The organism is Hyphomicrobium sp., assembly GCF_035548195.1.
Classification (GTDB): Bacteria; Pseudomonadota; Alphaproteobacteria; order Rhizobiales; family Hyphomicrobiaceae; genus Hyphomicrobium_B.
This window is the reverse complement of the sequence record NZ_DASZTY010000007.1, coordinates 170197-182532: the sequence shown is the minus strand read 5'-3', so window position 1 is coordinate 182532 and position 12336 is coordinate 170197. Positions and strand designations below refer to the sequence as shown.

Here is a 12336-nt window from a genome sequence, read left to right as displayed (position 1 = left end):
TCGCGACTCTCCTCCTTCGGAGAGCCGGCCGCCAGCGCGGGCCTGGGGCAACGGTCTTTGCTAACTGACACTTGTCGGTTGGCGCTGGCGACTCCGCCACGCGGAGCCGGCCGCCTATTGGCTCGATTGTTTTAGCTTTTCGACCTTGGCGGCTAAATCCGGAATAACCGTCATCCTGTAAGTGTCGTGTTCACAGGTCAAAATCCAAACAGTCTCGTTCGGCTTCGACTGTTTTGCGTCATGCTTGGCGCCCTTTGGCTTATCGCACTTGTAGCCCTGGTCGCGGAGTTGTGACGCGAGCAAGTCTGCCGTCGGCTCATCCGCCGACTGACACATGGCCGGACCGATGCCCACAACCGACACAAAGCAGATGACAGCCAATTGCAATATTTTAGTCATGCCAGTCACGCTCCGAAGCAGATGCCCGCTGCCGATCATTTCAGGCGGATATAATCGCGATCATGGTAGTGCAAAGACGTAAACCGGTCGTTCCCGTCCGCTATCGAGGTAAACAGTCCGTAGCGAGATTGACGCCCGTGAGGGTATCCGCTTGTTTCCAACACTTGGCTGATGGTCCCGCTGCAGAACTTTGCTTTGCTTTGCGTTGCATAGCTTACTTCAGAGGTCGCCCCCGCGCGAAGCCAGATACTTGGGCGACCGTTGTGGCCAGCTCGGCAGCTGCCGCTTTGAATGATCGTCTCCCTTCTGCGAGGCCCAATTCCCGTTGCCATTCCGGACGCTGCAGACCAGCGATCCGGGCCCCGGGAACCAGCAAACAATTTCTGGGTCTTGGCTCTTCGGCTCGCTCCGGCCGAGACAACAACCAGGGCGAATTCAGAGGGATTGGCGCTAGGGTTAAGTCCCGGCTCACGAACGAATGTCGCACGGCGATTGTCGTCTCCGCCGGGTTCGCGTACCGTCGCGCCGAGCTTTAATCTTTGCTGGATTTACTGCCGACGATGACCACGATCCCGAATTTTGCCCATATTCCTCTCGACCCGGGTGCTGCCGAGAAATCCGGCCCGCGTCCGGCTGCGGCGGAGGCTCCAATTTGGGAAACGCCCGAGGGCATCCCGGTGAAGCCAGTGTTTACCGACGCCGATACTGCGGGGCTCGACTTCCTCGACTCTCTGCCCGGCATTCCGCCCTACCTGCGCGGCCCCTACCCCGCCATGTACGCGCTGCAGCCCTGGACCATCCGTCAGTATGCGGGCTTCTCGACGGCGGAGGATTCGAACGCCTTTTATCGCCGCAACATTGCTGCGGGCCAGAAGGGCCTTTCCATCGCCTTCGATCTCGCGACCCACCGGGGCTACGACTCCGATCATCCACGCGTCAAGGGCGACGTCGGCATGGCGGGCGTCGCGATCGATTCGATCTACGACATGCGCGTCCTATTCGATGGCATTCCACTGCAGGACATGACCGTCTCAATGACGATGAACGGTGCGGTGCTGCCCGTTCTCGCGCTCTTCATCGTTGCGGGCGAAGAACAAGGCGTGCCGCCGCAGAAGCTCGCCGGAACGATTCAGAACGACATTCTGAAAGAGTTCATGGTGCGCAATACCTACATCTATCCGCCCGGACCTTCGATGCGCATCGTGTCGGACATCTTCGCTTATACCAGCTCGAACATGCCGAAGTTCAACTCGATTTCGATTTCCGGCTATCACATGCAGGAAGCGGGCGCGACGGCCGACCTCGAACTCGGCTACACGATTGCCGACGGGATCGAGTATGCGCGTGCCGGTGTCGCCGCGGGCCTCGATATCGACGCTTTTGCGCCGCGCCTGTCGTTCTTCTGGGCGATCGGCATGAACTACTTTATGGAAATCGCCAAGATGCGCGCGGCGCGTCTTCTTTGGGCGAAGCTCATCAAGGAAGAGTTCAATCCGAAGGATCAGCGCTCGCTTTCGCTCAGGACGCATTCTCAAACCTCGGGCTGGTCGCTGACGGCGCAGGACATCTTCAACAATGCGACGCGGACATGCCTTGAGGCGATGGCCGCCACGCAAGGTCACACGCAGTCGCTGCACACCAACGGCCTCGATGAAGCCATTGCGCTGCCGACCGACTTTTCCGCACGCATCGCGCGCAATACGCAGCTTCTGCTGCAACAGGAAAGCGGCACCACGCGGACAATCGATCCGTGGGGCGGCAGCTATTATGTCGAACGGTTGACTTACGACCTGGCTCAGAAAGCGCTTTCGCACATCGAGGAAGTCGAGGAGCAAGGCGGCATGGCGAAGGCTATCGCGGCAGGTATTCCGAAGCTTCGGATCGAGGAAGCGGCCGCGCGGACGCAAGCCCGCATCGACTCGGGTCGGCAGACGATCACCGGCGTCAATAAATTTCAGATCAAAGGCGATAGGGAGATCAACTTCCTGAAGGTCGACAACAAGGCGGTGCGCGAAGCTCAGCTCGCCAAGCTCGAACGCCTGCGCGCCGAACGCAACGAGGCCGACGTCCAGGCGGCGCTCAATGCACTGACCGAAGGCGCTAAGGCCGACGCCAACCTGCTCGATCTCGCAGTCAAGGCGGCGCGACAGAAGGCAACCGTCGGCGAGATTTCCTACGCGCTGGAAAAGGTCTTTACCCGTCACAAGGCCGAGATTCGGGCCATCAGCGGCGTTTACAAAAAGGAAGCGGCGATGAATCCGAGCGTCGATCGGGTAAAAAAGCTTGTCGAACAATTTGACAAGAACGATGGGCGACGGCCGCGCATCCTGATCGCCAAGCTCGGCCAGGACGGTCACGATCGCGGTCAGAAGGTCATTGCGTCGGCGTTCGCGGACTTAGGCTTCGATGTCGATATCGGGCCTCTGTTCGCAACGGCGGAAGAAGCTGCACGGCAAGCGGTTGAAAACGACGTGCATGTCGTAGGCGTTTCGACGATGACTGCGGGCCATCTGACGCTGGTGCCGGAGCTCAAGGCCGCACTGGACAAGGAAGGGCGCGGCGACATCATGATCGTCGTCGGCGGCGTTATTCCGCCATCGGATTACGATGCTCTATTCGCGTCCGGCGCTAAGGCCGTGTTCGGTCCCGGAACCAACATTCCGGAAGCTGCCGCCGATCTCGTCGAGAAACTCAACGAGCAGTTGGGGTACGCGGATAAAGCGGCGGCGGAGTAAGCTGCCGTTTTTTCTTTTTGTGAGAGGTGCGGATCATGGCTTTCGAACAGTTGAAATTGGAGATTTCGTCGCTTTTCACGCAAATGCAGAACGAGCCCGAGGACAAGCACGAAATTTATCTCGCGCTCAGAGAGAAGCTCGGTCAATTGAAGGCAACGGGCATGCCTCTGCCGGAGGATCTCGTCAGGCTTGAGCACGAGCTTGAGGCGGAATTTTCGAGCGAGCAGCGGAAGAGGGAGTAACCGACACCGCGTGCGCGCGGATCGTCGAGACACTACCAACTGACCAATAGCACCGTCACCCCGACGTAGGTCGGGGTCCAGCCAAGTCGACCACTTGAAGACTCGCTGAGGTTTGCCTGGATCCCGGCCTGCGCCGGGATGACGGAAAAGAATAACAAGCGGGATACAGGCGCGACTTACCCGTGCGTCAGCGTCCATACGAGGCTGGTCAGCAGGCGTACCACCGCAGCCACGATAAGGCCGATCAGCAGAAGCAGCATCGACTTCGGGCCGAGTTCACCGAAAAGGCTGGCATACGCCGTGCTCGACGAACCCGCAAAGAAACTTTCGACCAGACCACCCATCGTCTCCAGCACGGCGCCCGCGAGCCGCACGAGCTTGCCGAAAAATTCGAAGCTGTAGACGTTGAGAGCGGTATAGACGAGGATCGTCAGCACGAGCTCGACGATCAGCAGAACGACCGTCGAAACGATTGCGCCTAGCACACGCATGATGGCCTCCGGAGAAACTCAGAAGGTCAGCGTTATCGCCAAACAACGGCGTCAATATGCTGCGGGATGCGGAGGGCCGTTCAACTGTGCCTGCCATGACCGCGAATGCGGCAATCGACGACACCTGTCAAAGTGCACTCGACGGAACGGCTTTCGACTTAAAGCTTCCGCAGACTGAAGAACGCGGTGCCCGCTTCGCCGGAGAGGCGCACGGTCTGGCGCCGCCCGGAAACGGTGATGCGGATCTTTCCACCCGTATTGTACTGCTGGTTGAAGAATGTACCGGAGTAGCTGCGCGCGCCGGTGCGATAGAGCGTTGCGGTCTGATCGACTTTCGCGGACGCCGTCGCGCATGTTGCAGTCATCGCGTAGCTCGTTGCGCCGGTCTTGGCGAAATGCGCACGGCAGCGCGCTCTTTCCTTCGAACCCGACGAGAACGCGATTGAGCCGCTGCCACTCCATGATCCGATGATCGAGCCGGATTCAGCGCGCGCGGAGCTGACGCTCGCTCCGCCGATACCGAAGGCAGCCATCAGAATGCCGGCGGCGGCGAGGTGCGAGATACGCGGGAGGACGCTTCCAACCATCATGAACTCCTGTGAACCCGGGCTTTTTCGAGGTGCGCATTATACCCTACCGAGTCTTGAGGCGCATCGGGAAGTAGGAACGAAATCGAAATTCGTCAATCGCTGCCGATCGGTGAACCATGAGTTTCCATGGTGCTGCGCATTGCTCGGAATAAGGTTTCCGGGAGCGGATGCGGCTCCAAATCGGACTCAGCTTAAGGCGTGCCACATCGCCGCCGTCCCTCTGCCAGGGACAATCTCATGACGATCGGCGCGGCCGGACTTGAGCCGCTGTTGCTTGCGTCTCGCAGCATTCCGTGCTCAGCACACTTCTCATGAAAACGCTTCCCGAAGCTTTCCGTCCCTTCGATGCCCGCATGCTCGATGTCGGCGACGGGCACTGGATTTACGTCGAGGAAGTGGGGCTCAAGGGCGGGCGGCCAATCGTGTTTCTGCACGGTGGCCCAGGCAGCGGCTCGCAGTTCGTGCATCGAACTTTGTTCGACCCGCAGAACGATCATGTCTTCCTGATCGACCAGCGCGGAGCCGGGCGAAGTCATCCCTATCTTGCGCTTGATGCCAACACCACCGGGCATCTCGTCGACGATCTCGAAATAGTGCGCGAGCACTTTGGAATATCTAAATGGCTGATTGTCGGCGGATCTTGGGGATCGACCCTTGCGCTTGCCTATGCGGAGGCGCATCCGGCGCGTGTCTCGGGATTGGTTCTGCGCGCGATTTTTCTCGGGACAGCCAAGGAAGTCGAACGAGCATTCATCGTGGCGCCGAAGACGTTCCGCCCTGAGCTTTATGCGGCTTTTCGCGACTGGCTGCCGACCGGGGAACGCTCCGATCCGCTCGCCGCGTATGTGGCGCGCCTTTGCGATCCGGATCCCAAAATTCACGCACCAGCAGCCCACATCTGGCATTCTTATGAGCGCGCGCTCTCCGAGATTGCGCCCAAAAGCGCGGGATTGCCGAAAGACGTTCCTGACGACGCGCGTTTGCCGCCGACGCCCCTCGTCGAAGCGCATTACATCCGCAATGACTTTTTTCTGGAATCCGATCAGCTATTGCTTAATGCGCCACGCCTAGCGGGTATTCCAGGACGGATTATCCAAGGCCGTTACGATCTCTTGTGTCCGCCGGAAACAGCGCATGCGCTAGCCGCGGCGTGGCCGGATGCCCGGCTGGAGATTATCGACGCGGCAGGACATGCGATGACCGAGCCGGGTGTCATGGACGCCATGCGAAGGGCTATCGCAGAGTGCCATTTTTAACGCTGCTCGGTCACCGCCGTCCGCGGCATCGTTACGTGGGGCACGGGATTACCTTGACTTGCACGGCGAACACACCGATACAGCGGCTATTGCTCTTCGATGGCGCTCGGGTTTTCGTGCCACTTCAAGCGGCTTTGCTGCCGCGCTCGACCCTGCATCCAGATCAATCCTTCAGACAAGGCCACACCCCGAAAGCGCCGGTGTGGGCCATGGGACGCAGCCCCGGCACACGATGCACGGGCCTCGAAGCCCTTGGGATAAACTTACTTTGACAGTACAGACTTTCGAGGCTTTCGGATTTGCCGAGCCTCTTTCGCGTGCCCTCTCGCAGTGCGGGTACACGACGCCTACGCCTATCCAGGTGCAGGCGTTGAAGCCGCAGCTCGATGGCCGCGATCTTCTCGGCATGGCGGAAACGGGTTCCGGCAAGACGGCAACGTTCGTCCTTCCGATCCTGCAGAAGATCGCCGCCGAGGCCATCGAGCCAGCACCGAAACAGGTGTCGGCGCTTATTCTCGCGCCGACGCGCGAACTCGCGATTCAGATCGACCAGGAAGTCGCGAGCCTCGGCCGCAACATGCGTATTCGCCGAGCGGTCGTGCTCGGCGGCGTCAGCAAGGGACCTCAGATCAACGCGCTGAAGCGCGGCGTGCACGTTCTCGTCGCGACGCCCGGTCGTCTGCTCGATCACGTCAACATGCGCACGTGTGATCTATCCCGCGTTCAGATGTTCGTTCTCGACGAAGCCGACCGCATGTTCGACATGGGCTTCATTCGCGATATCCGGAAAATCGTTTCGCTTATTCCGGCCGAGCGGCGGACGGCGCTGTTCTCGGCAACGATGCCGACCGAGATCAAGAAGTTCGCATATGAAATTCTAAAAGATCCGTATCGGGTCGATCTTTCTCCGAAGTCGGTCGTCGTTGACCGCATCGACCAGAAGGTGATGATTGTCCGCACGCCGGAGAAGCAGAGCCGGCTGCATACGATCCTGGGCGACGAAGCGTGCAAACGCGTGATTGTGTTCACGCGCACAAAGCGCGGCGCCGACCGCGTCGCCGATCGTCTCGGTATGGCGAACATCAGCGCCGCGGCATTCCACGGTAATAAAGCTCAGAATGCCCGCCAGCGTGCGCTCAACGACTTTACGATGGGACATATCCGTGTCCTCGTCGCGACTGATATCGCGGCGCGTGGCATCGACGTTTCCAACATCACGCATGTCGTCAATTTCGACATGCCGCTCGATCCGGAGACGTACGTGCACCGGGTCGGACGGACCGCGCGCAAGGGCAACAGTGGTATCGCGATTTCGCTTTGCGATCCATCGGAGCGGCAGGAAATTACAGCCATCGAACGTCTGATGAAGCAGAAGCTTGAGGTCATCGCCGACGTCGGCGGTGAAGCGCTGCCCATGCCGGAACGGCGTCCGCATCGACAGAACGTCAATGGCAGCAACGATCGCGGCCGCGACAGTAGGCGGCGCGATGAGCTTGGGCGACCCCACCAGGGGCGTCCTAACGGTCGCCAATGCGATCGCGGAGGTCTGCATCAACCGCTCGTCGATGCTCCACCCGAACGCGAGGCGCTTTTTGGCGTTGGCGCTCCGTCTGAGCGTCAGCCGGAAAGAAGGCAGCGTCCGGACCGAAACGGTTCGCACACCGGCCAGCGCGGCAACCATGCCGCAAAACCACATCGTGATGGTGCGCGGCCACGACATCCGCGTCCCGAAGGCGAGCATCACACGCGCGGACATCGCGGGAGCGATCGTCGCCCTGACGAGCGCGGATCAGGCGGGCATCGCCCGCACGAAGTCGGGGCGCGCGATGACATTCGCGTAAGCGGTGAGCGTCCGCAGCGCCGCCAGGATCATCAGCAGGGAGATCGACGGCAGACTGGCGGTCACCAAACCGGCAATCGCAATGCTTCATCCGAGCGACGTGGAGAACGCCCTCCGGAGAAGCGGCAACATGCACGGACCGAAGGTAAGCGTCCCTGGGATAACGCAAACACTCCGAAGTTCATGAAACGCGACGGCGACGGTCGTCGCCGCCAGGACCGCAGCCCCGCTTCGTAAGCCGAGGCAAGGCCGCCCTAACAAAAATGGCCGGGCATGATGCCCGGCCAAGTTATAAAAGCTGTCGCGAGGAAACGTTTCGACGGCTTTATCTCAACCTTTCTTGTCGGGCTCAGCAGGCGCCTCGGGACCGCCATGGTCTTCCGGCGCTTCGTTCTGCATGCCAGGACCATTCGGACGGCCGTGGCCACCGCGCCAACCGTGATGACCCCAACCATGATCACGACCTGGGCCGCCGCCCGGTCCCCATCCGCCGAAGGCCCAGTGCGGACGGTGATGATGACCGCCAAAGCCCGGCCGGAGCTGATGCATCAAGGGACGCAGGACATCTTTCTGTTCGTCGCTCAGCGAAGCGTAAAACGGCTTGAATGCGGTTGCGAACGACTTCATTTTTTCGGCGCGTTCGGAGAGACGTTGACTCATCCGGTCGTAGCGTTCTGCAAGGTCTGGACGCTTATGCTCGTGCTTTTCGCCCGCTGCCCTAGCGGCGCGGCGTTCCTGGCGCTTCTTGGCCCATTCCGCACGCTTTTCCTCACGCGCCTTGAAGTTATCGCGCACTGACGTTTCAACCGGCGCCCAAAGTTTCTCCTGATCGGGAGTGAGCTGAAGCGCGGTTTTCACCATTGCAATCCGTCCGTCCTCCAAACGCGAACGCGTTTCCGGCGTCATTCGCCAGCCCATACGATCAGTCGTTTTTGCGATGGCGACGGTGGCCGGTACGGCGACAACTGCAGCAAGCGCGAGCCACGTGCCACGTGAAAGACTATTCATATGTTTGATCTCCTTCGCTCGGCCGGGGAAGGCGTGGGGGAGTAAGTGTCGCCGGCCGTCGCAGATAACAACGGCGGCGCGCCGACGATCCGTCGCCAAAAGTGCGTGCGCGTCGGGGGCCGAGTTTTCGGCACGAGTGTTTGTTCTGTGGCTTTTCTGTGGCGCTACGTGCCCGCGACGCCCAGGCTTGATGCGCAATACATCGCTACTGCGTCGAGCGAAGGCTCCGCGCAATTGCACCGCTGGTGCCGTCGGATACGCCGTTTGCGGCCTGCTTATTGAGGACCGAAACCGATTTTTGTCGGCCCGGGTTGGCGTTTCTGTCGATCGGCTGGGCGTAGACGACGCGATCACGTCCACTGAAGCAGCCTGCGATACAGATGACGAGATCTTCATTCGGCCGGGCGGCAATCAACTGGCGAACGAGACTACTTTCTCCGCCGCTCGCCGTCTGAGCGTTCGAGCCATCGAGCGGCACCGTGTTTAGGTTCTGCATTGACGGCTGGCCGACGGCGACATCCGCCGCCGCGATTTGCGAGCCGCCGCTCTCGATGTTTTCGCGTTGGGAGTCTTCGGCAAAAACGGTCTTGAAAGGCATTAGCGCGACGAGCGCTACGGCGCAGACCGGAATCAGCGACTTCGCAAAAGCGCAACGCATGACGAAACTCAAATGCTGATGAACCAGAAACGAGTGTGCCGGAGGCGCGTAAAAGAAGTCTTACTCGAACGACGTTGCTCGCCGCGCGCAAGAAGAACGCTTACTTCGCAGCTTCGAAGCGCCAGTATGTGCCGGCGTCCGATTTCACCGTCAGGATGTCCTTGAGGCGTTTGTTGGGCGGCCTGATACCATATTCGACGAGCGCCTTCACATCATCGAGCAGCGCGGGATTTTCGGCGTAGCCCGAATGGTTCAATCCCAGTGCATCCGTTGAAACTGCGGTCACGTCGATTGTGTCCACTCCGGGAATTATCAGCGGCCCAGAGGCGGGAATGTCGCCCGCTCGGGGAACGCCGCCCCAGAAGCGTGCCGAATAGCTCAACGCGCGGTCATTCGATGCCGCGTAAAGCGTAACGCCTTTCGCGAAATCGGTGATTTGGCGCGCGATGATATTGAACTTGTCGCGATCGACGTCGGGAGCAGCAAGGATGACCTGGCTGATGACAACGCCTGGCGGCACATGCGGCTTCAATTGTTGCAGCACGCGCAGCAACAGCTCATTACCCATAGAATGCGCAATCAGGCTGATCGACTTCGCGCCGCTTTTCTGGATGACCATTTTCAGAAATTCGGTGAGCATCGGCTCTGCCTGCTCGACGCTGCCGTGATCATACGTATAGCTCGCGATTTTGCCTCCGGAGGGCCAGCTATAGAGGAACGGCACGCCGTCGAAATGCAGGTCGTAGGCAATCTGCGCGGTGCGGTAGAGCGCATTGTCGAATGACGTATTGAACCCGTGTACAAAAACGAAGGCGTGATCTTTGAAGGTCGCTGACGTCGCGAGCCGAGCTTTTATCAGCGTCAACATCTGGTCTTCCGTCAGACTTTTGATCTCCTGAATGGTGAAGTGCTTCTCGGGGTCTTCTTTCTCCTCGTAGATCTTGACTTTGAAATACGGAATCTCGATCACGACAGGACGTTCGATATGCGGAACTTTATGGATCAATGGCACTGTGATTAGAGCGCGGCCAAGCTGCAGCTTATGCCCTCGCTCCTCGCCAAACTTCAGCCGGTCCGGATCGGGCTCCACGGCGCGATCTGTCCCATAAAAAACTGGGACGACGTCGTACATCTTGGCGGGGTCGGGCACCGGTTTAGCCGAAGCCGCAGCTTTCGCCTCAGCGGTTTCGCGAGCAGCCCTAGCGTCCCGCAATTGATCGTCGGCACGCCGTATTGCAGCCGCGCGTGCTTCGGCTTCCGTACCGGCGCGTGCCGCCGCTCCAGGTGCAGCCGGGGGGGCCGGTGGCTGCGCTGCCGGTGCAGGAGAAGGCGGCGGAGGAGCCGGCGATGCCATTTCACCCATAGGCGCGCCGCCCCCCGCGGGATCCTCCGCGGCCGGAGCGCCGGAACGCTCTGCTGGCGCGGCCGATTGCGGAGCCTCGGCCGTTTCGGGAGCGGCTCCGCCGGCGGGCTCCGACGACTGTTCTTGGCGGGATCGATCGGAGTCGGCAGAGGATTCGCGTTCGCGGGAAGACGACTCTCGGTGGCGCGAATGCTTGTGCGTTTCGCCTCCGCCGTTTCCTGCTCTATCTCCCGGCCGAGCGGTTTCGGGAGGCGTCGCTTCTGGCATAGCAGACGGTGCCGGAGCAGCCTCGCCTACTTCGGTTTGATCAGGGGCTTTGGCGAGCTTTGGCGCCTGGGTACACGCTGCCAGCCATCCACATGCAGCCACAACGGCTATCAGATACCGTCGGCGCGGCCGATGCTTAGCGAGCGAAAACATCGCATCCCCCTCCTGCTACGTCTCGTTCCCTGCCCTTGAAGAATGTTAGGGGCCTGGCTCGCCAGGAGCAACACAGTCCGTCCACTGTCGAACAGCCACAGTTGAGAGCGACGAATCCACGACTTGCGGCCGGGACCATTCCTGTCCATGGTCTAGCCTTTGAAAGATAAGGATAACCCGGCAAATCATGGCGACCGCCACGCTTCCCGCCCATCGCATTTCGGTTTCGGACTATGTCGCCGGGATCACAGCCGGAGATCGCGCTTTGCTCGCGCGCGCCATCACTCTTGTCGAAAGTACAAATCCGGATCATGGGCGGCTGGCGCAGCTCGTGTTGCAGGAGCTTCTTCCCAGAACAGGCAAGGCCGTGCGTCTCGGCATCACAGGCGTTCCGGGTGTCGGCAAATCGACGACGATCGATCAGTTTGGCATGAACCTGCTTGCGGAAGGCCATCTCGTGGCGGTGCTGGCGATCGATCCGACATCGAAGCGCTCGGGCGGATCGATCCTCGGTGACAAGACACGCATGAATGCGCTCGCGCAGGAGAAGAACGCCTTCATCCGGCCATCACCGTCATCGGGAACGCTCGGAGGTGTTACGCGGCGGACGCGCGAGACGATGGCGCTCGTTGAAGCGGCCGGGTTCGATGTAATCATCGTCGAAACGGTTGGCGTCGGGCAGTCCGAGGTTGCCGTCGCGGATATGGTCGATTTCTTTTTGGTGCTCTTGCTCGCGGGCGGCGGCGACGATCTTCAGGGCATCAAGAAGGGCATCATTGAGCTGGCTGACATGATCGCCATCAACAAGGCGGACGGCGATAACGTCAAACGCGCTGAACGCGCAGCCGCCGACTACAAGCATGCGCTACAGATATTTACACCACACGGCGCGACGTGGTTTCCCCCCGTGCTGACGATCTCGGGCCGAGACAATCGCGGTTTGAAAGAGCTTTGGGCGAAAGTGCTGGAGCATCGCGAGACGATGACGGCGACGGGCGAATTCCAGGCGCGGCGTCAATCGCAAGCCGTATCCTGGATGCGCGACATGCTTGAAGACCGGCTCATGGCGGCGTTGAGCGCCAATCCGAAGGTCGCGGCGGAATTACCGGGAATCGAGTCTGCCGTGCGCGAGGGTACATTGTTGCCGACATTAGCCGTTGAGCGACTGATCGGCATGATGGGCTTGGCTTCGAAGGCGGAGTAGCCGCCGTAGATCGGCGACACCATCCGTTTTCTGACGGCGAACGAGCGCTGGCCTCCTTTCCCCACTTCCGACCCCTGCCCGCTGGGGAGGGGAGCTGGCGCTGCAAAGTTTTTCGTCGGCCTGATGTAAA

General features: G+C 60.4%; 11 protein-coding genes. 5 read left to right on the top strand and 6 right to left on the bottom strand.

Annotation, left to right across the window (positions count from 1 at the left end):
- Positions 1–114: 114 nt before the first annotated feature.
- Entirely contained in the window at positions 115–399 is a 285-nt protein-coding gene (locus VHB22_RS02030; RefSeq protein ID WP_325455281.1) for a hypothetical protein, read from the bottom strand.
- A gap of 560 nt (positions 400–959) precedes the next feature.
- On the opposite strand from VHB22_RS02030, the gene scpA reads away from it, so the two are divergent.
- Positions 960–3134 (top strand): methylmalonyl-CoA mutase, encoded by a 2175-nt coding sequence (gene scpA, locus VHB22_RS02025; RefSeq protein ID WP_325455280.1) that lies wholly within the window; start codon positions 960–962, stop codon positions 3132–3134.
- A gap of 35 nt (positions 3135–3169) precedes the next feature.
- Positions 3170–3376, top strand: a complete 207-nt coding sequence (locus VHB22_RS02020) for a hypothetical protein (protein ID WP_325455279.1) — start codon at positions 3170–3172, stop codon at positions 3374–3376.
- Between the two features lie 176 nt (positions 3377–3552).
- On the opposite strand, the gene VHB22_RS02015 is transcribed toward VHB22_RS02020, so the two are convergent.
- Both VHB22_RS02015 and VHB22_RS02010 read right to left on the bottom strand, forming a co-directional pair.
- On the bottom strand, positions 3553–3867 hold the full coding sequence (locus VHB22_RS02015) for a hypothetical protein (protein ID WP_325455278.1): 315 nt from the start codon (positions 3865–3867) through the stop codon (positions 3553–3555).
- A gap of 158 nt (positions 3868–4025) precedes the next feature.
- Positions 4026–4454, bottom strand: a complete 429-nt coding sequence (locus VHB22_RS02010) for a hypothetical protein (RefSeq protein ID WP_325455277.1) — start codon at positions 4452–4454, stop codon at positions 4026–4028.
- Between the two features lie 314 nt (positions 4455–4768).
- On the opposite strand from VHB22_RS02010, the gene pip reads away from it, so the two are divergent.
- Both pip and VHB22_RS02000 read left to right on the top strand, forming a co-directional pair.
- On the top strand, positions 4769–5713 hold the full coding sequence (pip, locus tag VHB22_RS02005; RefSeq protein WP_325455276.1) for a prolyl aminopeptidase: 945 nt from the start codon (positions 4769–4771) through the stop codon (positions 5711–5713).
- Positions 5714–5981: 268 nt separating this feature from the next.
- The gene (locus VHB22_RS02000) at positions 5982–7790 is read left to right on the top strand and encodes a DEAD/DEAH box helicase (RefSeq protein ID WP_325455275.1); all 1809 of its coding nucleotides are present in this window, start codon (positions 5982–5984) and stop codon (positions 7788–7790) included.
- A gap of 93 nt (positions 7791–7883) precedes the next feature.
- On the opposite strand, the gene VHB22_RS01995 is transcribed toward VHB22_RS02000, so the two are convergent.
- The 3 genes from VHB22_RS01995 to VHB22_RS01985 all read right to left on the bottom strand — a co-directional run bounded on the left by VHB22_RS01995 (position 7884) and on the right by VHB22_RS01985 (position 10582).
- Positions 7884–8561 (bottom strand): Spy/CpxP family protein refolding chaperone, encoded by a 678-nt coding sequence (locus VHB22_RS01995; protein WP_325455274.1) that lies wholly within the window; start codon positions 8559–8561, stop codon positions 7884–7886.
- 205 nt (positions 8562–8766) lie between these two features.
- Positions 8767–9219: a hypothetical protein gene (locus VHB22_RS01990; protein ID WP_325455273.1), complete on the bottom strand. Its 453-nt coding sequence runs from the start codon at positions 9217–9219 to the stop codon at positions 8767–8769.
- A gap of 100 nt (positions 9220–9319) precedes the next feature.
- Positions 9320–10582, bottom strand: coding sequence for an alpha/beta hydrolase (locus VHB22_RS01985; protein ID WP_325455272.1), 1263 nt, complete (start codon positions 10580–10582; stop codon positions 9320–9322).
- A gap of 607 nt (positions 10583–11189) precedes the next feature.
- Between VHB22_RS01985 and meaB the strand changes: the two genes are divergently transcribed.
- Positions 11190–12206 (top strand): methylmalonyl Co-A mutase-associated GTPase MeaB, encoded by a 1017-nt coding sequence (gene meaB, locus VHB22_RS01980; RefSeq protein ID WP_325455271.1) that lies wholly within the window; start codon positions 11190–11192, stop codon positions 12204–12206.
- Positions 12207–12336 lie beyond the last annotated feature (130 nt).

Bases quoted from the DNA above. Each gene is read 5' to 3' on its own strand.
- pip (WP_325455276.1), top strand. From the start codon at position 4,769: ATGAAAACGCTTCCCGAAGCTTTCCGTCCCTTCGATGCCCGCATGCTC.
- VHB22_RS02030 (WP_325455281.1), bottom strand. From the start codon at position 399: ATGACTAAAATATTGCAATTGGCTGTCATCTGCTTTGTGTCGGTTGTG.
- VHB22_RS02020 (WP_325455279.1), top strand. From the start codon at position 3,170: ATGGCTTTCGAACAGTTGAAATTGGAGATTTCGTCGCTTTTCACGCAA.
- scpA (WP_325455280.1), top strand. From the start codon at position 960: ATGACCACGATCCCGAATTTTGCCCATATTCCTCTCGACCCGGGTGCT.
- VHB22_RS02010 (WP_325455277.1), bottom strand. From the start codon at position 4,454: ATGGTTGGAAGCGTCCTCCCGCGTATCTCGCACCTCGCCGCCGCCGGC.
- VHB22_RS01995 (WP_325455274.1), bottom strand. From the start codon at position 8,561: ATGAATAGTCTTTCACGTGGCACGTGGCTCGCGCTTGCTGCAGTTGTC.
- meaB (WP_325455271.1), top strand. From the start codon at position 11,190: ATGGCGACCGCCACGCTTCCCGCCCATCGCATTTCGGTTTCGGACTAT.
- VHB22_RS01990 (WP_325455273.1), bottom strand. From the start codon at position 9,219: ATGCGTTGCGCTTTTGCGAAGTCGCTGATTCCGGTCTGCGCCGTAGCG.
- VHB22_RS01985 (WP_325455272.1), bottom strand. From the start codon at position 10,582: ATGGGTGAAATGGCATCGCCGGCTCCTCCGCCGCCTTCTCCTGCACCG.
- VHB22_RS02015 (WP_325455278.1), bottom strand. From the start codon at position 3,867: ATGCGTGTGCTAGGCGCAATCGTTTCGACGGTCGTTCTGCTGATCGTC.